Raw genomic sequence first — 19,980 nt, 5'->3', positions numbered from 1 at the left:
GCTGGCAGCGACCATGCGGACGGGCCGCTTTTCTCCAGGATAGTAGATGCTCCACCGCTTCACTGCCGATTATCTGGAATCGCTGGGCAATGCCGATTTCCGGCCTGCGCCGAAGGTCGCGGGGCGGCTGGCGTCCTATGACGGCCTGCTGATGGAGGCGGTCGGGCTGACGCTGCCGGTCGGCACGGTCTGCCGCATCGGCGATGCGGGTGTCGGCGTGGAGGCGGAGGTGATCGGTTTCCGCAATGGCCGCACTCTTCTGATGAACCTGGGCGGCCCCGCCGCGCTGCTGCCGCAGATGCCGGTGCGCCCGACCGGCGCGCCGGGCGAGGCGGAAGTGGGCGAGGCGCTGCTTGGCCGGGTGGTCGACGGCGCGGGCAATCCGATCGACGGGCTGGGTCCTGTCCGCGGCGCTGGCCGCTGGCCGCTGGCCGGCAAGCTCCAGTCGCCGCTCGACCGTGGCCGCGTGCTTGAGCCGCTGGATGTCGGCGTCCGCGCGATCAACGGGCTCCTCACCATCGGCAAGGGCCAGCGCGTCGGCATCATGGCGGGCTCGGGCGTCGGCAAGTCGGTGCTGCTGGGCATGATGGTGCGCGCGGCCAAGGCGGACGTGATCGTCATCGGCCTGATCGGCGAGCGCAGCCGCGAAGTTGCCGACTTCCTGGAGACCAAGGTGGCGGGCGAGGCGCGCCAGCGTTCGGTGGTCGTCGCGGTGCCGGCCAATCATTCCCCGGTGCTGCGGATCCGTGGCGCCCTTCGCGCGACTGCGATTGCGGAGGCGTTTCGTGACGAGGGCAAGAACGTGCTCCTCATCATGGATTCGCTGACCCGCGTGGCGCATGCCGGGCGTGAGATCGGGTTGGCGCTGGGCGAGCCGGCGTCGGCGCGCGGCTATCCGCCGTCGGCAATCGCGATGCTGCCGAACCTGATCGAGCGCGCCGGGACGGATGTGAACACCGGCGGTGCGATCACCGCGATCTACACGGTGCTGGCCGATGGCGATGACGGCAACGATCCGGTGGTCGACTCCGCCCGTTCGATCCTCGACGGCCATATCGTGTTGAGCCGGGCATTGGCGGAACATGCCGTCTATCCCGCGATCGACGTGTCGAAGTCGGTCAGCCGCGTCATGACCGACATTGCCCCCAAGCCGCACGTTCAGGCCGCGCGCGTGCTGCGCCGGCACCTGGCGACCTATGAGGAAAACCGCGACCTCGTGCTGATGGGAGCCTATCGCGCCGGGGCCGATCCCGCGATCGATGCGGCGATCGCCTATCACCCGGCAGTGATGGAGTTCATCCGGCAGGATTCTGACGCCAGCGTCTCGCTGGACGAAGCGGTGACCGAGCTGACCGGCGTCTTCGGCGATGGATAACAAGAAGCTCCAGCGCCTCCACCGCGTGCGCACGCTGCAACTGGGCATGGCGCGGGCGGCGGAAAGCCGTGCGCATGAGCAGGTTGCGAGCGAGACCGCGCTGTCGCAGCGGATCGCACAGCTCGCCTCCGCCGTGGCACCGGGGGAAGGGCCGGGCGCTGCCGTCTCCTTTGCGGCGATGGCGCATTATCGCGAAAAGCTGCACCGCAATGCCGAGGTGATCGAGAACCGCGTGCGGACGGCGGCGGCGGAAGCGGACCGTGCGAGCGAAGCCACGCGCTCGGCGAAGCGCGATCAGAGTGCGGTCGAAAAATTGATCGCGCGTGGCGAGGCGGAGGCGGCGCTGCGCGCTATCCGGGCGCTGCAAGATGCGCCTCCGACGCGCAAGGTCCGGCACGATCCTTGCTGATCATTAGGTCGGTTCTTCACGACGAGTGACCGACTGCCGCGATGACGTTGATCTCCTTCCATTCCCAGGCCCCAGTGGCTGGCGCGCTATCGGTGCCGATGGCGGGACCGGGCGCGGCGATGCCGGCTGAGGCGGCGCTGTTCGCGTCGTTCTTGCAGATGGTGCCGATGATCGAACTGGGCAGCGGCAGCACGCGGCAAGCCGATGCGGCAGGCGGCAAGACCTTGCCGGCAAGCCCCGGCAGCGAGGAGCTGCCGCATGGCGAACTGCTTGCGCCGTGGCTCGCGATGCCGATGTGTGACGTGGTGCCGCCGTCGTTCGATGCGGCAGGGGTTGAGCCGCCAGAAATCCACGACACTGCTGCCCCGGCCGCGATTGCAGCGCCGCCGCCGTCCCTGATGCTTGAGCCCGTTGGGGTTGATCCGATTGAGCTGCCCAGTCCGATTCCGGGTGCAGGAGATGTCGACACTGCGGCCGCCACCGCTGCACGCGTCGCCGCGTTGTCGCGACGCGGAGCGTCGGTGGCGAGCGAGGCGGCTCCTACGCCCGACTTGGCCGTGATCGCAGGTGACGGCGGTCAGATGGCTGCGCCCACGCTTACAAGTGGCAGGGCGTCGCTCATGGCGTCGGTCGCTCTTCCCGCCGTCGAACTGCCGCCGCTGGTTGCGCATGCCGCGGCCTCGGTGCTTCAAGACGCGGGGTCGCATGAGATGGGCCGCGACGATCCCTTGAAATCGACGGGCCACATGGTCGCTGCACCTCAGGTCAGCGAAGGGCATGCCGCGTCGGACGCAGATCCGGTGATGGCGCCGTTGCTAGCTGATCGTACGGTGATTGCCGCGAACGCGACGCCAGCCGTCGGCGGCACTCTGGTGGTCGGGGCAGCAGCCACCGAGAACGTCGAACCACTGGTTGGCAGGCCGGCGATTGTTGACGCGGTCGTGACCCCGCGGCTGGCCGCGGTTGAGGCAAGCCCGGCTTCAGGCGATGCGTCTATCACGCGTTCACCGGCGCCAATCGCTGCGGCCGCCGTTCCTCGCGCCAGCTTGGGCGAGACAGGCGAGCCGCCGGTCACTCTTGGTGTTCAATCCCCGGAGAAGGTGGCCCGCGAAAGCGACGCGCCGTTTCTGTCGCCAGTCACCATCATGGCGGACCGCGCTGGCCAGGCGGGGCGCGGTTCCGCTGTGACTCCGACGGTTCAGGTGCCATCGCTCGCGCCTCAGGCCGTGCCGCAACCTGCAGCCGTGCCCGCGATCGCGCCGGCGGCGCAGGTGTTCGCCGCTGCCATTCACCAGGCAGTGCGCGACGAACGCCGCCTTGATCCTGCGGAAGGACTGATCGCATCGGCGGGCATTGCTTCGTCGGCCGCAGTCGGAAGCGACCTTATGGCGGCTGCGCCGATTGTCATGACCAGCAACGACTGGCCGATTAAGATGATCGGCCGGATCGAGATGATCCGCGACGCGCTGGACGCTGTGGATACCAGCATCCGGCTGGTGCCCGACAAGCTCGGCGCGATCGACGTGTCGCTGCACCGGGAGGGTGATGCGGTTGCGGTGCAGATGATCGCGCAGAGTCCCGAAACCCGGCAGATCCTGGCAGAGGCACAGCCGCGGCTCGTCGAGCTTGCCGAAGCGCGCGGGCTGAAGCTGTCGGCGCATCTCGGCGATGGCAGCAGCACCGGGCAGCAGCATCAGCAGCAGCCACAGGCGCAGCGCACGCCGACCGGCGCGCCAGCCACATCCAACCGTTCGACCCATCTCGCCGACAGCGATGCCGGTGGCGGGAACGACGACCGAATCGCGTGAACACCAGGGACGTTTGACCAATGAGTGACAAGGAACAGGCCGAGGGCGCGCCCAAGAAGAAGGGCAAGCTGGGCAAGATCATCGTGATGGCGGTCGGCGGCCTCTTGCTGGTCGGCGGCGGGGTCGGCGCCGGCCTCTATGCGGCCGGATCCGGCCTCGTCGGCGCTGCCCATGCGGAAGACCCGAACAAGCCCAAGCTGGTGCCCAAGGGTGCGCAGCCCGCGCCAGAGGGCGACGAAGGCGGGCATGGCGGCGGCGAGGAAAAGCCGACGCCGGAAGGCGCGGCGGGCCCCTACGCGTCCAATTATTACGCGTTGGAAAAGGAGTTTACCGCCAATCTGCAGGATTCGGTGCACTTCATCCAGGTCGGAATCGCCATCTCGACTCCCTATGATGAGAAGGTCATCCAGAACCTGAAGGCGAACGATATCGCGATCCGCTCCGCGATCCTGATGACGCTGGGCGACACCACCGAGGACCAGGTCTTTTCCTCCGCCGGGAAGATGGCGCTGGCCAAGCGGCTGGAGGGCGCAATCAACACGACGTTGAAGCAAAAGGAAGGCTTTGGCGGCGTTGGTAACGTCTACTTTACCAATTTCGTTGTTCAGTGAACGTGCATGGTTAACGCCACGTCCTCTCCTCCGCGCGAACGGCGCGAGCGATCCCGCGCACGGCCGGTTCAGGCCGGCGTGCTCGGGCAAGCAAAGCTCAATCCGTTCGGCGACCTGCACACGCTGCAGCATCTCTCGGCGCGTCTCGCCCGGGGGATGCGCGGCGTGTTCGAGCCGTTGCTGCGCGAAGAGGTGCGGGCCTGGGCGGAGCCGCTCGCGGTGCAGCGGTTCGCCGATTATCGCGCGGAGCGCCCTGACCGGCTGACTGCGTGGCTGCCGATGGGGATGGACGATCGCACCGCGCTGCTGGTGCTGGACGGCGAGTTCGTGCTGGAGCTGCTCGACCTGTTCTTCGGTGGCACGGGCGCCGCGCCGGCCGACATGCCGCGCGAATTCTCACCCGCGGCGGAGGCGATGGTCGCGCGGCTGGGCGACATGATCGCGCGCCCGCTGACCGCCGCCTGGGAGCCGCTGGCCCGCGTGTCATTCTCGATCGGGCGGTGCGAGGCCAATGCCTCGATGCTCGCCGATTTCGACGGCGATGACGCGATGATCGTCACCCGGTTCGGTATTGCGCCGGGACAGGACAAGCCGGCCTTTGTCGACATCGTCTATCCCGTCAGTGCTCTGAAGCCGCACGGCACCGCGCTGACCGGCAAGGTCGTGGCGAAGGCGGCGGCCGAGGATGCCCTCTGGCAGACTGCGCTGACCCGCGCGGCAATGAACATCCGCTTCCCGGTACGCTCCGTCCTCGCGGAACCGACGATCCGCCTGTCCAAGCTGATGTCGCTTCAGCCCGGTGACGTGATCCCGATCAGCTTCGGCCAGGACGTGCCGGTGATGGTCGGCAACGATCGCCTCGGCACCGGCACGGTGGGGACGTCGAACGGCCATGCCGCGATCAAACTGACCTCGCTCGCTTCTCTCGAAGGATTGACCCAGTGAACGACATGAGCGGCGGCTTCCCGCCAAAGGACATGGGCGATGGCGCCCTCGCCGCGAATTTCCGCCTGCTGCAGGACGTCGACGTCAAGCTGACGGTCGAGATCGGCTCCACCCAGCTGACGCTGCGCGAGCTGCTGGCGCTGGGCGAATCGAGCGTGATCGAGCTGGACCGTCAGGCCAACGAGCTGCTGGACGTGTTCGTCAACGGAACGCTGATCGGCCGCGGCGAAGTGGTGACGGTGGGCGACCGCTTCGGCGTGCGCATGACCGAGCTGGTCAATCCCGACAAGCGCGGCTGATCATCTGCGATGATGTGGTCCTATATCCTGAAGCTGATCGTGTTGCTGCCGCTCGTCTGCGGCCTGATGATCGGCTGCCTGTACCTGTGGCGGCGGCTGGAAAGCCGCATGCCGGGACGTACCGATACGCGCCTCATCAACGTCAAGGAGACGATGATGATCTCGCCGGGGCTGCGGCTCGCGGTGGTGGAATTTGAAGGCAAGCGGCTGCTGGTGTCGGTCGGCCGCGGCGGGGTGACGCTGGTCGATCGTGCCGACGCGCCGAGGACCTTTTCGTGAGCGTGACCCGCGTCGGCAACGGCCCGGCCCTGTTCCGCGATGTCGAGCACCGCCGCCCGGTGGCGTTCCCGTGGGGCAAGGTGCTGCTGATCGCCTTTGCCTTCCTGGTTGCGGTGCTGGTCGCCATGCCTGCGCTGGCACAGGGCGCGCCGGTCGCGCCGGCACCTGCCGCACCGGGAGCAGGGGACGCGGTGGATCGCGCACTGGGGCAGCTTGGCGGCGGGCCGAACGGCTCGGGCTCGATGTCGCTGTCGTTGCAGGTCCTTATCATCATGGGCCTGCTCAGCATCCTGCCGGGCATCCTGCTGATGATGACCAGCTTCACCCGGATCATCATCGTGCTGTCGATCCTGCGCCAGGCGATGGGCCTGCAGCAGACGCCGCCCAACCAGGTGCTGATCGGCCTCAGCCTGTTCCTGTCGCTGTTCGTGATGGCGCCCGTCATCAGCCAGATCAACACCACCGCGATCCAGCCTTATGCCGCAGGGCAGATGGGCGGCACCGACCTGATCAAGACCGCCGGTGCACCGCTCCATGCCTTCATGGTGAAGCAGACGCGGGTGAAGGACGTGACGATGTTTGCCGAAATGGCAAAGTCGGGCCCCTATGCGACGCCCAATGACATTCCCTATTCGGTGCTGCTGCCCGCGTTCGTAACCAGCGAATTGAAGACTGCGTTCCAGATCGGCTTCCTGATCTTCCTGCCCTTCCTGGTTATCGATCTGGTCGTTGCCACCGTGCTGATGGCGCTGGGCATGGCGATGCTCAGCCCGACGATCATCTCGTTGCCGTTCAAGCTGCTGCTGTTCGTGCTGGTCGATGGCTGGGCGCTGACGATGGGCAGTCTGGCCAACAGCTTCGCCACGTAGCGCGATCACGCAAGCCGCGCTGACCGAGCGCATGGTGCAGGTGAGAAGTCGGATTTCAGCATGGTAGACGCAGATTATTTCCTCACCGTGGCGAACCAGACGCTCTGGGTGCTGGCGCTCGCCGCGGCGCCGATCCTGATCCCTGCGCTGGTTTCCGGCCTTATCCTGGGCATGATCCAGGCCGCGACCTCGATCCAGGAACAGACGTTGAGCTTCGTGCCCAAGCTGATCGTGGTCGGCCTGTCCTTGGTCATTTTCGGCGCGATGATCCTGGGGCTGCTCAGCGATTTCACCGTCTCGATCTTCGAAGGCATTCCCGACCTGGTTCGATAGGCCGGTGATGAGGGTTCTCGACCTGCACGCGGCGGCAATGGCCGGCGGGGCGGCGCGGCGATGCTAGGGCTGGGCCTGTCGATCGAGCCGCAATTGTGGGCGCTGATCTTCGTCATGGTGCGCGTCGGCGCGGCCTTTGTCGCGGCGCCGGTGTTCGGCAATGTCTCGGTCCCGGTACAGGTACGCGTCGTCCTTGCCGGCGCCGTCGGCGTGCTGGTGCTGGGGATGCATGACGTGACACCGCCGCCGCAGGTGTTCGCCGTCGCGACCTTTCTGGCGATCGCGGCCGAGGCGCTGGTCGGGCTGGCGCTCGGCTTCATCCTCCAGATCGCCTTTGCGGCGCCGCTGATTGCCGGCGAAGTCATTGGCGGGTCGATGGGCATTGGCTTTGCCAACATGGTCGATCCCAATACGGGCCGCTCCTCGCCCGCGATCGGCCAGTTCCTGTCGATCCTGCTGACGCTGCTGTTCCTGTCGGTCGACGGGCACCTCGTCCTCGTTGACACGGTGGCGCGCAGCTATACCGCGCTGCCGCCCGGTGCTGCCTGGCTCGGGCCCGGCCAGCTGCGCGATATTGCGCTGTTCGGGGGCTATGCGTTCTTTGCCGGCCTGCTCCTCGCGCTGCCGGTCGGCTTCCTTTTACTCTGCCTTAATCTGGTGGTCGGTATGATCTCGCGGTCGGCCCCGGCCCTGAACCTGTTCTCGATCGGTCTGCCGGCGAGCCTAGCGGTCGGCGTCATCGCGATGGCGGCGGCCTTCCCGGCGATGGGGGATTACATGCTGGTCGTCGTGCGCGAGGGCCTGGAAGCGGCACGGAGCCTGGTACTTGGCTGACGAGTTCGGCGAAAAGACAGAAGCCCCGACACCCAAGCGTCTGAAGGACGCGCGGAAAAAGGGTGACGTCCTCAAATCACGTGAGTTCGCAACGGCGCTCGTCGCGCTGGCGGGGGTGGCGTGGCTCGTCTTCTTCGGGCCGATGCTGATCACCGCGTGCAAGGGCGTGATGGCGGAAAGCTTCCAGTTCACCCGCGGCGACGTGGAGGATTTTCAGCCGGTTCGCCCGCTTGCCGCGGCCGGGTGGAAGCTGCTGCCTGCGTTCGGGACGCTCTTCGCGATCGTGATGGCGGCTGGCGTTGCGAGTTCCGCGGCGCTCGGCTCGCTCCAGTTCAACGCCGGGCTGCTGGCGCCCAAGGGCAATCGCATCAATCCCGCCTCCGGGTTGAAGCGCATTTTCGGCATGAATGGCTGGATCGAGCTGGGCAAGTCGCTGCTCAAGGTGGCGCTGCTGGGATCGATCGGCGTGTGGCTGCTGATGAGCAGTGCGCGCACGACGCTGGGGCTTGCCCGATCGGACCTTGGCGCTGCGGTTGATGCGCTGGGCGGTACGCTCACCACCTTGATGATCGTCATGTCCATGGGGCTGGTCGCGATCGCGCTGCTCGACGTACCGCTGCAGATGTTCCAGCGCATGAAGAAGCTGCGCATGTCGAAGCAGGAACAGAAGGACGAGCACAAGGAGAGCGAAGGCAATCCCGAGGTGAAGGCGCAGATCCGCTCGCGCCAGCACGCGATGCTGTCCCGCTCCACCCGCGGTGCGGTTGCCGAGGCGCATGTCGTGCTGACCAACCCGACGCATTTTGCGGTCGCGCTCCGCTACGATCGCGGGCGCGACCAGGTGCCGGTGGTGGTCGCCAAGGGCCGCGGCGCGACCGCGCTGGCGATCCGCGAGCTGGCGAGCGAGATGGCGGTGCCGATCCTTGAATATCCGATGCTCGCGCGTGCGGTGTATTATACCAGCCGCGAGAACCAGGAGGTGCGCGATGACCTTTATATGGCGATCGCGACGGTGCTGGCGTTCGTCTTCAATCTGAACGCTGCCGCTGGCGGTGCGCCGCTGCCGGCGATCGACGTTCCGGCCGGCGCGCGCTTCGACGAAAATGGTGTCGCGCTGCACTAGGGCAGGGGACGGCCGCCGGTCCGGCGCAAAGCGCTAAATCTTTGCGGCGCGCGGCCGTTTAGTCTGACGTCATGACCACCGTCTCCAGCAGCGGCGCCACGCCGACACCTACCCCGACGCCCAGCACGACGAGCGTGACCAAGTCGGCGGCGAGCGCGCTGCTGACCTCGCTCAATACCGGGTCTGGCGTCGATACCGACACGCTGGTCACCAGTCTGGTTCAGGCGCAGTTCGCCGCCAAGAATGCGGCGATTACCGCCCGGTCCGATAAACTGACCGCGCAATTGTCCGGCGTGTCGACGCTGAAGAACATGATCACCGATTTCACGACGGCGCTCGAGACGTTGGTGAAGAGCGGGACGCTCCAGTCGCAGCCGGTCAGTTCCACGCCCGGCGTGTTGACCGCCACACCGATCACCGGTGCGAAGCTGACGGGGGTCAGCGCCAGCATTGGGGTGGAGCGGCTGGCGACCGGCCAGGCGGCGGTGTCCAAGGCGAGCGTGGCCAGCAAGACCGAGGTCCTGGGATCGGGCACCTTCGTGCTGAAGGTCGGCAGTGCGGTGCTCGATCCTGTCACCGGCGAGATGACGAGTGTGGACGCGGTGGGCGATCCGATCGAGATCGAGGTGAAGGACGCCTCCATCACCACCATCGCCGCCGCGATCAACGCGCGCAAGGCGGGCGTCACTGCGTCCGTCGTCACCGATGCCGATGGCCGCGCCTATCTGTCGCTGAAGGGGGACAGCGGCAGCGCCAAGGCGTTCACGCTGGAAACGTCGATCGACCCATCGACCAAGCTGTCGCAGTTCGCGGTAGGCCCGACCGGCAGCGGCATGCAGATCACCAGCACGGCCGGCAACGCCGTGCTGACGGTTGATGGCATTCGGGTGGAGCGCGCGTCCAACACCATCACGGACCTGGTCGAGGGCGTGAAGCTGGACCTGCTGTCGACCTCAACCGCGCCGGTGTCGCTCACCTCGTCCACGCCGACCGCAGCCTTGACCAACGCTGTCGAAGACTTCGTCTTCACCTACAATCAGGTGTTCGCCGAGCTGAAGAAGCAGACGGACCCGATCACGGGCGAGCTGCGCAGCGACACCGGCGCCAAGAACATGCTGAGCAGCCTGAAGTCGCTGTCGCTGCGTGACCTCCTGCCGAACGCCGCGCCGGGTACGCCGCGCACGCTCGCCGAGATCGGAGTCGGGACCAACCGCGACGGCACCTTGTCGGTCAGCACCGACCGCCTGACCCAGGCGATCAACCAGTTTCCCGGCGCGCTGGAGGCGATGTTCTCCAACTCGTCCGATGGTACCGGCGCGCTTGCGGCGATGAACTCGATCAAGCTCAATGCCACCAGCACCCTCTACGGCCTGGGTGCGTCGACGACGCGCTACAATCAGGCGAAGAGCGATCTGGTCGATCAGCAGGACAAGCTGACGCTGCAGCAGGAGAAGATGACGACGCGGCTGACCCAGCAATTCGCGTCGATGAACGCACGCGTCGCCGCCTACAAATCGACGCAGACGTTCATGGAAAACCAGATCAAGGCCTGGACCAAGAGCGATAATTGATGGCCTATGCGTCCGCCCTGTTGCGCGATCCGGCGCAGACGTACCGTCGCATCGACCTGGCCGGCCGTACCGCCAACGCGGATGGCCCCGCGCTGGTGCAGCTGCTCTACGACGAATTGTGCCAAGCGCTGCGCGTGGCGGCTTGGGCGGCGGAGAACCGCAAGTTCGCGGTCAAGAGCGAGCGGGTGACGCGTGCCACCGCGATCCTGTTCGCGCTGGAGGCGAACCTGGATTTCGAGCGTGGAGGCGAGGTGTCCGTGACGCTCGCCCGCCTTTATAGCGGCGCGCGCAAGCAAGTGATCGAGGCGAGCCTTGGCCAGGATGGCAAGCCGTTCCGAGACGTGGCGGATACCCTGTCGGAGATCGCAGAAGCGTGGCGGGCGGCACGCGCGGCCTGACTGGCAGGGGGTGGCCTAGCGCAGCCAGTGCCGTCCCGCGAACCAGGCGACGACGGCGATCGAGATTGCCGCGCACAGCGCGACGATAGCGTTGAAGGCCCAGGGCTCCTTGGCGAGCCACAGACCCTCCACGTTCATGCCGTATAGACCGGTGATGAACGTGAGCGGCAGGAACACCATCGCCGCGATCGAGATCATCAGGCTGCGCTGATCGAGCTGCTCGGCGCGCAGATCGGTCAGCGCCTCGTGCATCAGGCTTGACCGTTCGCGGATCGCCTCCACCTCCTCCGCCATCCGCGCGGCACGATCGGCGGCAGCGAGCAGGTGGGCGCGGTCATCGGGTTGCAACCAGTCGCCGTCCATCTTTGCCATCTGCTCGAGCGCGGCGCGCTGCGGGTTGAGGAAGCGCCGGTAATTGATCGCTTCCACCCGGACCCGCGTGACGTTGCGGCGGAGGGCGAACACCTTCTTGGCGTCGAGCTGCTGCTCGCAATCGTCGAGATCGTCGCCGAGATCGGCGACTACCGGGTCGAGATCGCCAGTGATGGCCGTTGCGAAGGCTGCGATCAGGTCACCGGGGTCGCGCACCCGGCCGCCCGCCACGTCGCGTTCGACCACATCGGTCGCCAAGAGATGCTTTCGCGTGACCGAGATCACCCGCCCCCTGGTGGCCCAGATCCGGACCGAGGCCAGCATGTCGGAGGAATCGAGCTCCTCGTCGGTGCGGCCGCGCAGGTTCAGGAAGGCGCCCTCGTCGATCGCATCGCATCGTGGGCGCGTTTCCTGCGCCGTCAGCGGATCGACGATATAGTCGGGCAGCCTTGCCTCATCGCGCAGCCACGCCTGCGCATGTTCCGCCGTATCGGTCAGGTGCACCCACACCATCGGGGCATCGCTGGCCAGCGCATCGCGGACCGAAACCTTCTCCGCCTCGTCAGCGCCGACGCGATAGCCAAAGCCGCTCACGCCATTCTCACATCGACGGTGAGGCCGGGCAGATCGATCGGCGGGACGGCGCACGGCAGCCGGTCGGCATCGGCGCGGGCACGATCGAGAATTGCCGCCGGCACGTTCGCGCCGTGAGTCACCCGATCGGCATTGGCCAGCAGCCGCGCCTGGCGCAGCGTCAGATCGTCGGGTTCGGGGGAGGTGAGGACCATGCGCTCGACACGACGTTCCCCGCCATCGGAAGGTTCCCGCGTGGGCGGTAGTGCCTGACCATCGGCGAAGTCGCGCAGCACATCGAGCGCTCCGCCGGGCGCGAGTGCCGCGGCGATGGACCGGCGCCGGGCGGTGGCGTCCGGAAAGCGCCCGCGCCACGCGCCCCGCGCGGCGTAAAGGGCGTCGGCCAGCCGGCCGAGGTTCATCGGTAGCAGCGCCTCCAGCCGCTGGCGCAGCGCCGCCGCCAGCCCGGCCGATGCGCCGCCCGTCCCGATCGCCACCAGCACCGGGTTGCGATCGACGATCGCCGGCAGGGTGAAGTCGCACAGCTCGGGGCGATCCACCGCGTTGACCAGGATGCCGCGTGCCTTCAGCCGCGCGACGGCCGGCTCATCATCCACGACGATGGCCAGTCGCGGATCGTCGCCAGGCGATGCCGGACGCTCGTTCTCGGTCAGAATGACGGCGCCGGCCCGTTCCAGCAGCCGCCGTTTGGCCGCCGCCGCCTCTCCCTCGCCCACCAATATCACCGCCCGGCCGTTCAGCCGGACGAAGATCGGCAGGCTGTGGAGCGTCACAGCCAGTCCGGCACGCGCTCGGCAGCGAGGATCGTCTCGGCCGAAATCCGGTCCGCCACGACGGCGTACCGGTCGCCGTCGACCAGCACCTCGGGCACCAGCGGGCGCGAATTGTAGGTCGATGCCATGGTCGCGCCATAGGCGCCCGCCGTGCGGAAGATCGCCAGATCGCCGGACTTCACCACATCGATCTCGCGGTCGCGCGCGAACGTGTCACCCGTCTCGCATACGGGGCCGGCGATATTGGCGACCATCCGCTCACCGGTCGGATGCACCGCCGCAAAGTCGTGCCAGGCATCGTAGAGGGCCGGGCGCGCCAGATCGTTCATCGCCGCATCGACGATCACGTACGGGTTGGTGACGCCCGGCTTCACCCAGATGACTTCGGTCAACAGCACGCCCGCATTGCCCGCGATGACACGGCCCGGCTCGAACATCAGCGTCACGTCCCAGTCGCGCGTAATGCGTGCGACCATTGCGCCGAAATCGGCCGGGTCGGGCGGCACGTCGCCGTCCTTGTAGGTGACGCCCAGGCCACCGCCGAGATCGACATGAGTGATCGTGTGCCCGGCGGCGCGCAGCTCGGCGACGAAGGCGCCGATCCGCTCAAAGGCCGCCTCGAGCGGCGCAAGGTTCAGCAGCTGCGAGCCAATGTGGATCGCGACGCCGCGCAGGTTCAGCCCGTCGAGCTGCGACAGCCGGCCGAAGATGCCCGCGGCCTCGTCGATCGCGACGCCGAACTTGTTCTCGCGCTTGCCGGTCGAGATCTTGGCATGGGTGCCGGCGTCGACGTCGGGATTGACGCGCAGCACCGCGCTGGCCGTCTTGCCGCGCGCTGCGGCCAGCTCTGCCAGGACGACGCCTTCCTCTTCCAGCTCGATATTGAACTGGCCGATGCCGGCCTCGATCCCCTTGACCAGCTCGGCACGTGTCTTGCCGACGCCGGAGAAGACGATGTCCTTTGCCGGCATCCCCGCGGCGAGCGCGCGCGCCATTTCACCGCCGGACACCACGTCGGCACCATAGCCTTCACTCGCCAGCACCTTCAGCACGGCGATGTTCGGGTTCGCCTTGATGGCGTAGGCGAGATGGACCTTCGCCACGTCTTTCAGGCCATCACGGAAGCGGCGGGCCTGGGTGCGCAGGGTGTTGGCGGAATAGACATAGACCGGCGTGCCCACCTCTGCAGCAATGCGCGAGAGCGGGACGGCTTCACAGTGAAGCTCGCCGTTGACGAGTGCGAAATGATCCATTGCTTACCTTGGCGGGAGGTCGAATTCGTCGCTGCGGCGCTGTTCTGAATTGCGCAGCACTTCGTCGCTGCGGCCCGGACGGGCCTGCGGCGAAGGGGTGAGAAGGTCGGCCGGGGTTGGCGTGGCGGTCGCGCCATAAGGAGCGACGGGCAGACGTTCTCCCTCCGCCGGCCGCAGCCCGCGGGACGAGCCACAGGCCGCCAGCAGGAGCGTGCCGGCGAGGAGAACGACTGCCTTCATGCCAATGCCTCGCGTGCTTCACGGATCGCGGCGCGCACATTATCGGGTGCGGTGCCGCCGAAACTGGTCCGGCTGGCCACCGACGCATCGACCGACAGCACGTCATAGACGCGCGCGTCGATCCGCGGATCGATGGCGGTGAGATCCTCGATCGGCAGCTGGTCGAGCCGGACGCCCGTCGCCTCCGCCCGGGCGACCGCGCGGCCGGTGATGTGGTGCGCCTCGCGGAAGGGAATGCCCGCCTCGCGCACCAGCCAGTCGGCAAGATCGGTGGCGGTGGCAAAGCCGCTTTCCGCCAGCGCCCGCATGCGATCGGTGCGGAACGTCGCGCTTTCGACCATGCCGGTCATCGCCGCGAGGCAGAGGCCGAGGAGGTCGTGGCATTCGAACACCGGCGGCTTGTCGTCCTGCATGTCCTTTGAATAGGCCAGCGGGAGCCCCTTCATCGTCACCATCAGGCTGACAAGGCAGCCCGTGATCCGCCCGGCATGGCCGCGCACCAGCTCGGCCGCGTCGGGATTGCGCTTCTGCGGCATGATCGAGCTGCCGGTCGACCATTGGTCGCTGAGCGACACGAAGCCGAACGGCTGCGAGGCCCAGAGGACGAATTCCTCCGCCAGCCGCGACAGGTGAAGCGCGCATTGCGCCGCGCAGGTCAGGTACTCGATTGCGAAATCGCGATCCGAGACGGCGTCGAGCGAGTTGCGCGTCGGCCCAGCGAAGCCGAGCGCCGCCGCGGTGGCATGACGATCGACCGGGAATCCGGTGCCGGCGAGCGCGGCCGAGCCGAGCGGCGACAGGTTCATGCGGACCCGCGCGTCGGCGAAGCGGCTGACGTCGCGGCGCGCCATTTCGACATAGGCCATCAGATGATGGCCCAGCGTCACCGGCTGCGCCGACTGAAGGTGCGTGAAGCCCGGCATCACGCTGGCGGCATGTTCCTCGGCGCGGTCGAGCAAGGCGCGCTGGAAGGCGGCGAGCGCGGCGAGCGTCTGATCGATCGCGTCGCGCACCCACAGGCGGAAATCGGTCGCCACCTGATCGTTGCGGCTGCGCGCGGTGTGCAGCCGGCCGGCGGTGGGGCCGATCGCGTCGGCCAGCCGCGCCTCGGTCTGCATGTGGATGTCTTCGAGCGCCAGATCCTCGGCGACGCCGGCCTGCTCGTAATGTGCTTCGACGGTCTCGAGCCCGCGCGCGATTGCCGCTGCGTCATCGGCGCCGATGATGCCCTGTTTGGCGAGCATCGCGACATGCGCCTGGCTGCCGCGGATGTCCTGCCGCCACATTCGCTTGTCGAAGGGTATGGAGGCATTTATCTCGCGCATGACCGCGGCCGGCCCTTCGGCAAATCGTCCGCCCCACATCTGGTTGGAACCGCTCATGTCATCGCGCTTGGGAACTGTCTTTCTCCTTGCGGCTGCGCTCGCAGCCTCGGCTTGCGATAAGCAAACGCCCGCCGCGGAGCAAGCGAACGTCGCTGCCGCGGGTAATGCCAGCCCCGATGAGGTGGCGCCGGACGAGGTGGTGGGGAGCAAGTCGGCAGCCAGCATGGCGGGCAAGGTCGACCGCTCGCATCAGGGCGCAGCGGCGCCCGCCGTCACCTTCTTCGATGCGAGCGGCAAGAAGGTGAGCCTTGCCGATTTCCGCGGGAAGCCGGTGCTGCTGAACCTGTGGGCGACATGGTGCGCGCCGTGCATCAAGGAAATGCCCAGCCTCAACGCCGCGGCGACGATCGCCGGGGACAAGGTGCATGTCCTCGCGGTGAGCCAGGACATGCAGCAGGAGAAGGTGGCGCCGTTCTTCGCCGAGCAGCGGCTGACCCGGCTGGTGCCCTATGTCGATCCCGAGCTCGGCCTGAGCCTGGCCTATAAGGCCAACCTGCCGACGACGATCATGCTCGACGCCAACGGGCGCGAGCTGTGGCGGGTGAGCGGGGCGCGCGACTGGGCCGATGCGGAATCGACCGCGCTGATCGCGGCGAGCTGATCCGCCCTGCGGTCAGGGCAGGAGCAGCGAGGCGTCGCCGTAGGAATAGAAGCGGTAATCGTTTGCGATGGCATGCGCATAGGCCGCCTGCATCCGATCCAGCCCCATCAGTGCCGATACCAGCATGAACAGGGTCGAGCGCGGGAGGTGGAAGTTGGTCAGGAGGCCGTCGATCCCGCGGAAGCGGTAGCCAGGCGTGATGAAGATCGAGGTGTCGCCTTCGAACGGCTGAATGGTTCCGTCGCTGTCGGTGGCGCTTTCGATCAGGCGAAGCGAGGTGGTGCCGACGGCGATCACTCGCCCGCCTGATGCGCGCACCGCGTTCAACCGATCGGCGGTCGGCGCGTCGATCCTGCCCCATTCGGCATGCATCTGATGGTCGGCGGTGTCCTGCGCCTTCACCGGAAGGAAGGTGCCCGCGCCGACATGCAGCGTCAGGGTGGTGTGGGCGATCTCTGCTGCGTCGAGCGCCGCGATCAGATCAGGTGTGAAATGCAGCGCCGCGGTGGGCGCGGCGACGGCGCCGGCCTCACGCGCAAACATCGTTTGATAATCGTCGGCATCGCGCGCGTCGGTCGGGCGCTTCGCGGCGATATAGGGCGGCAGCGGCATGCGGCCGGCACGTTCCAGCAGCAGCTCGACCGGCTCGTCGCCGGGGAAGTCGAGCGCGAAGCTTCCGTCCTGCGCGCGATCGCTCGCGGTGGCGGAGACGCCTGCGCCGAAGTCGATCGTGTCGCCTGGGCGAAGCCGCTTGGCGTTGCGGATGAAGGCGCGCCAGCGACGCGGCCCCTCGCGCTTGTGCAGCGTGGCGCCGATCCGCGCCTCGCCGCGCGTGCCTTCGAGCTGGGCCGGGATCACGCGCGTATCGTTGAAGACCAGGATGTCGTTGGCACGCAATTCGCCCGGCAGGTCGGCCACGATCCGGTCGCGGGTGGCGGCGCCGTCGAGCACCAGCAGGCGCGCGGAATCGCGCGGCGCCGCGGGCCGAAGCGCGATGCGTTCCGGCGGGAGATCGAAATCAAAGAGGTCGACGTTCATATCTGGCGGCGCTGTCCAACATGGCGGGTGGCGGCGATCATGGCCGCCTGACGAGCCGCATGCAGGCGCCTCATGGCCCGCAGCAGCTTCGCCGCCCGCCTATGCCGCCCATCGGCCAGAAGGCAAGGGGCGGCGGCTCAGCTCAGGCTGCGGGCGCCGCGGACCAGCCGGCCGGGTGTGCGGCCGGTCCATTCGCCGCGGGCGAAGGTCGGCACGCCGGATTTCACCGTCCATTCGTAGCCGCGCGGCTGTTGCAGGAGACGGGTGCCCCCGGCGGGCAGATCCTGCACGATCTCGGGCGGGGCGAGCGCAAGGTCGTCGAGCGCAATGACGTTGAGGTCAGCGAGATAGCCGGGTGCCAGAACCCCGCGGTCGTGCCAGCCGACGTGCGCGGCGTTCTTCTGCGTGTAGCCGTGGACCAGCGATTCGAGCGGCGTGCGCAGCCCCGCCTTGTTGCCGCGCGACCAGAGCGCGAGCGTGGTGGTGGGGAAGCTGCCGTCGCAGATCGTGCCGCAATGCGCGCCGCCGTCGGACAGGCCGTAAAGCACATGATTGCCGGTCATCATGCCGTGCACGTCGTCCAGATTGCCGCGCGCATAGTTGATCAGCGGCATGTAGAGGAGGCGGCGGCCGCCTTCCTCCATCAGGGCGTCATAGACATAGGCGGCGGGATCGACGCCGGCGCGGGCGGCCTCGGCGGCGATCGAGTGGTCTTCGTGCAATTCGTAATCGACCGGGTCGGTCATCCGGAACATGCGCGAAAAACCGCGTGTGATCAGCGCGATGAAGCCTTCGCTGGCGTGGAAGGCGGCATGTTCCGCGAGGATCGCCGAGCGCACGTCGGGATCGGCCAGCGCCTCCAGCCGTGCGTCGACGCTGGCGCTTTGCGCGGCGATGCGGCGGTAGGTGGGGGCGACGACGAAGGGGTTGGTGGTGGAGGCGAAGGAGAGGATCGCGCCGATCGGGCGAGGGGCGACCTGCGCGCTGACGGGGAGGTCATCGGCGACCATCTGATCGATCTCACGATAGATGCTTTTCCACCGGTCGGGTGCGTCGTCGGTCTGCTGCACGGTGAAGGAGACTCGGCGGCCGCTGGTGGTGGCGAGGCGGCGGATCAGCTGGAGTTCGGCGGCGGCGAAATCATCGTCGGCGGTGAGATAAGCGTCCGAAATCAACTGGATGACGCCCTTGCCCGTCTGCCGCAGCGCGGCGGCGATGCCGAGCAGTTCGGGATCCTCCGCCGTCAGCGTGCCGATGTTGAGGCCATCGCGGCTGCGGTGCGCATGGGTGCGTGAGGTGGAGAAGCCGAGCGCGCCGGCCTCCATCGCCTCGGCGGTGAGGGTGGCCATGCGATCCACCTCGCCCTGCGTCGGGCGGGCCAGATGGTCGCCGCCGCGGTCGCCCATGACATAGGCGCGCAGCGCGGCGTGGGGCATGTGGGCGCCGAGATCGATGGTATATTCACGCTCGCTCAAGGCATTGAGATAATCGGGAAAACTCTCCCAATTCCACGTCAGCCCCTCCGCCAGCGCGGTGCCGGGAATGTCCTCCACCCCCTCCAGAAGCTGGATCAGCCAGTCGTGCTTGTCGGCGCGGGCGGGGGCGAATCCTACGCCGCAGTTTCCCATCGCGGCGGAGGTGACGCCGTTGATCGAGGAAGGAGCGAGGATCTGGTCCCAGGAGACCTGGCCGTCGTAATGGGTGTGGATATCGACGAAGCCGGGGGTGACGATGCAGCCGTCGGCGTCGATGGTTTCGCGTGCCGTTCCAGACACTTGGCCTACCGCGACGATCCGGTCGCCCTGCACCGCGACATCACCGCGGAAGCGGGGGGCGCCGGTGCCGTCGATGACCGTGCCGTTCTTCACCAACAGATCGAACATGTGGCCTCTCCTGGAATTGTAATGGGGTCAGTCCGGCCTGTTGCCGGAGAACATTGGCCTGTCTTCGGAGACGATTGGCCACGTCTGATACGGGGCTGGCCTCATCGCGGCAGACCGAGAATCTGAGCTGCCTGTTGGCGCGTGGCGATCGGACGGCCGGCCTGTTTCGCCAGCGCAACGACCTCCGCGATCAGTTCCAGATTGCCGGGCTGACGCTCGCCGCCGAAATCCTCCAGCCCGACGCGGACATGGCCGCCGCGTTCGATCGCGAGCTTGGCAAGGCCGGTGTCCACCACGCAATCGCCGATCGCGGCGACCGCCCAGGGAAGCGAGGAGCCGTCGAGCAGCTCGAGATAGGCATCGAGCGCCTTCTCCGTCGGCGGCAGGCCGAAGGTGACGTTGCTGCGCTTGCCGTCGAGGAAATTGTAGCGGCCGCCGAAATAGAGCTTCACGAAGGTGCCGGCGGGGAGGCGGCCGGCCTGTTCATAGGCCAAAGTGGTGCGCAGCCAGCCGGGTTCGTAGATGGCGATCGCCGGGCCGAGTTTTTCCGCCTCGTGCAGATCGGCGAGCCAGGCGATGTCGCGATAGGTGGTGGCGTAGAGGACCGAGGCACCGGGAAGGCCGTCGGGGCCGTGCGTGCCGAGATTGACCGAGCCGGGATCGAACGCGCCCATGCGAACGCCGGCGCGGGCGAGGCCGCGGTAATGGCCGAAGCGCGCCTTCACATCGGGGCCGGTGGCGACGGTGCCCCAGAGGATCGCGTCGGGGCGCGCGGCCAGCACGGGGACATAGGCCGCCATATAGCGATCGACCGCGGCGTCGCCGGTCATGTCCATCCGCTCGATATGCGTGTGGACGATGGCGGCGCCTGCCTCCATCGCGGCCAGCGCCTCGCGGGCGAGTTCCTGCGGGCTGACCGGCACATTGGGGTTGCGCGATTTCGGCGTCGCGCCGTTCAGCGCGGCCTCGATGATGAGCGGCGGCATG

At 67.5% G+C, this 19,980-nt stretch carries 22 protein-coding genes; 14 read left to right on the top strand and 8 right to left on the bottom strand.

Translation table 11 applies throughout. From position 1 onward, the window contains the following. Window positions 1–46: 46 nt before the first annotated feature. From ACH0BU_RS01980 to fliS, 13 genes are all read left to right on the top strand, one after another. Window positions 47–1,375, top strand: a complete 1,329-nt coding sequence (locus ACH0BU_RS01980; RefSeq protein WP_500263644.1) for a FliI/YscN family ATPase — start codon at window positions 47–49, stop codon at window positions 1,373–1,375. Continuing rightward, window positions 1,368–1,784 (top strand): hypothetical protein, encoded by a 417-nt coding sequence (locus ACH0BU_RS01975; protein WP_046407803.1) that lies wholly within the window; start codon window positions 1,368–1,370, stop codon window positions 1,782–1,784. The genes ACH0BU_RS01980 and ACH0BU_RS01975 overlap by 8 nt, the downstream gene beginning before the upstream one ends. Before the next feature lie 41 nt (window positions 1,785–1,825). Beyond that, a complete protein-coding gene (locus ACH0BU_RS01970; RefSeq protein WP_500263643.1) occupies window positions 1,826–3,592 on the top strand; it encodes a flagellar hook-length control protein FliK in 1,767 nt (588 codons plus the stop codon). A gap of 20 nt (window positions 3,593–3,612) precedes the next feature. Next, window positions 3,613–4,203 carry a flagellar basal body-associated FliL family protein gene (locus ACH0BU_RS01965; RefSeq protein WP_500263642.1) on the top strand — a complete coding sequence of 197 codons (591 nt, stop codon included), beginning with the start codon at window positions 3,613–3,615 and terminating at the stop codon, window positions 4,201–4,203. Between the two features lie 6 nt (window positions 4,204–4,209). Next, window positions 4,210–5,148, top strand: a complete 939-nt coding sequence (locus ACH0BU_RS01960; RefSeq protein WP_125944173.1) for a flagellar motor switch protein FliM — start codon at window positions 4,210–4,212, stop codon at window positions 5,146–5,148. Then, entirely contained in the window at window positions 5,145–5,447 is a 303-nt protein-coding gene (fliN, locus tag ACH0BU_RS01955) for a flagellar motor switch protein FliN (RefSeq protein ID WP_046407812.1), read from the top strand. Before ACH0BU_RS01960 ends, fliN begins: the two co-directional genes overlap by 4 nt. A 9-nt stretch (window positions 5,448–5,456) precedes the next feature. Then, window positions 5,457–5,726, top strand: coding sequence for a FliO/MopB family protein (locus ACH0BU_RS01950; RefSeq protein WP_125944174.1), 270 nt, complete (start codon window positions 5,457–5,459; stop codon window positions 5,724–5,726). A gap of 2 nt (window positions 5,727–5,728) precedes the next feature. Then, window positions 5,729–6,595 (top strand): flagellar type III secretion system pore protein FliP, encoded by an 867-nt coding sequence (gene fliP, locus ACH0BU_RS01945; protein ID WP_432430983.1) that lies wholly within the window; start codon window positions 5,729–5,731, stop codon window positions 6,593–6,595. A 60-nt stretch (window positions 6,596–6,655) separates the two neighbouring features. Continuing rightward, window positions 6,656–6,928, top strand: a complete 273-nt coding sequence (locus ACH0BU_RS01940; RefSeq protein ID WP_500263641.1) for a flagellar biosynthetic protein FliQ — start codon at window positions 6,656–6,658, stop codon at window positions 6,926–6,928. A gap of 60 nt (window positions 6,929–6,988) precedes the next feature. Further along, window positions 6,989–7,762, top strand: a complete 774-nt coding sequence (fliR, locus tag ACH0BU_RS01935; RefSeq protein WP_500263640.1) for a flagellar biosynthetic protein FliR — start codon at window positions 6,989–6,991, stop codon at window positions 7,760–7,762. Further along, a complete protein-coding gene (locus ACH0BU_RS01930) occupies window positions 7,755–8,885 on the top strand; it encodes an EscU/YscU/HrcU family type III secretion system export apparatus switch protein (RefSeq protein WP_500263639.1) in 1,131 nt (376 codons plus the stop codon). The genes fliR and ACH0BU_RS01930 overlap by 8 nt, the downstream gene beginning before the upstream one ends. 71 nt (window positions 8,886–8,956) lie before the next feature. Then, window positions 8,957–10,456 (top strand): flagellar filament capping protein FliD, encoded by a 1,500-nt coding sequence (gene fliD / locus ACH0BU_RS01925; protein ID WP_500263638.1) that lies wholly within the window; start codon window positions 8,957–8,959, stop codon window positions 10,454–10,456. Continuing rightward, on the top strand, window positions 10,456–10,854 hold the full coding sequence (fliS, locus tag ACH0BU_RS01920; RefSeq protein WP_046407825.1) for a flagellar export chaperone FliS: 399 nt from the start codon (window positions 10,456–10,458) through the stop codon (window positions 10,852–10,854). The genes fliD and fliS overlap by 1 nt, the downstream gene beginning before the upstream one ends. Window positions 10,855–10,869: 15 nt before the next feature. On the opposite strand, the gene ACH0BU_RS01915 is transcribed toward fliS, so the two are convergent. The 5 genes from ACH0BU_RS01915 to argH are packed head-to-tail and all read right to left on the bottom strand — an operon-like array spanning window position 10,870 to window position 15,450. Beyond that, window positions 10,870–11,820: a CorA family divalent cation transporter gene (locus ACH0BU_RS01915; protein WP_500263637.1), complete on the bottom strand. Its 951-nt coding sequence runs from the start codon at window positions 11,818–11,820 to the stop codon at window positions 10,870–10,872. Then, entirely contained in the window at window positions 11,817–12,593 is a 777-nt protein-coding gene (locus ACH0BU_RS01910; RefSeq protein ID WP_500263636.1) for a precorrin-2 dehydrogenase/sirohydrochlorin ferrochelatase family protein, read from the bottom strand. The genes ACH0BU_RS01915 and ACH0BU_RS01910 overlap by 4 nt, the downstream gene beginning before the upstream one ends. Further along, window positions 12,590–13,846, bottom strand: coding sequence for a diaminopimelate decarboxylase (gene lysA / locus ACH0BU_RS01905; RefSeq protein WP_500263635.1), 1,257 nt, complete (start codon window positions 13,844–13,846; stop codon window positions 12,590–12,592). Before lysA ends, ACH0BU_RS01910 begins: the two co-directional genes overlap by 4 nt. A 3-nt stretch (window positions 13,847–13,849) precedes the next feature. After that, a complete protein-coding gene (locus ACH0BU_RS01900) occupies window positions 13,850–14,086 on the bottom strand; it encodes a hypothetical protein (protein WP_500263634.1) in 237 nt (78 codons plus the stop codon). Beyond that, on the bottom strand, window positions 14,083–15,450 hold the full coding sequence (gene argH, locus ACH0BU_RS01895) for an argininosuccinate lyase (protein WP_500263684.1): 1,368 nt from the start codon (window positions 15,448–15,450) through the stop codon (window positions 14,083–14,085). Before argH ends, ACH0BU_RS01900 begins: the two co-directional genes overlap by 4 nt. Window positions 15,451–15,610: 160 nt before the next feature. On the opposite strand from argH, the gene ACH0BU_RS01890 reads away from it, so the two are divergent. Further along, window positions 15,611–16,072 carry a TlpA family protein disulfide reductase gene (locus ACH0BU_RS01890; protein ID WP_500263633.1) on the top strand — a complete coding sequence of 154 codons (462 nt, stop codon included), beginning with the start codon at window positions 15,611–15,613 and terminating at the stop codon, window positions 16,070–16,072. Between the two features lie 12 nt (window positions 16,073–16,084). On the opposite strand, the gene queA is transcribed toward ACH0BU_RS01890, so the two are convergent. The 3 genes from queA to ACH0BU_RS01875 form a co-directional block, all read right to left on the bottom strand. Beyond that, entirely contained in the window at window positions 16,085–17,110 is a 1,026-nt protein-coding gene (gene queA / locus ACH0BU_RS01885; RefSeq protein ID WP_500263632.1) for a tRNA preQ1(34) S-adenosylmethionine ribosyltransferase-isomerase QueA, read from the bottom strand. 137 nt (window positions 17,111–17,247) lie between these two features. Further along, complete coding sequence (locus tag ACH0BU_RS01880) at window positions 17,248–18,993, bottom strand: N-acyl-D-amino-acid deacylase family protein (protein WP_500263631.1); 1,746 nt, start codon at window positions 18,991–18,993, stop codon at window positions 17,248–17,250. Between the two features lie 101 nt (window positions 18,994–19,094). Beyond that, window positions 19,095–19,979 carry a beta-keto acid cleavage family enzyme gene (locus tag ACH0BU_RS01875; RefSeq protein WP_500263630.1) on the bottom strand — a complete coding sequence of 295 codons (885 nt, stop codon included), beginning with the start codon at window positions 19,977–19,979 and terminating at the stop codon, window positions 19,095–19,097. Window position 19,980: the final 1 nt, after the last annotated feature.

The organism is Sphingomonas olei (assembly GCF_045369765.1).
GTDB lineage: Bacteria > Pseudomonadota > Alphaproteobacteria > Sphingomonadales > Sphingomonadaceae > Sphingomonas > Sphingomonas panaciterrae.
The sequence above is the reverse complement of the archived record's forward strand: the minus strand, read 5'-3'. Positions and strand labels throughout refer to the sequence as shown.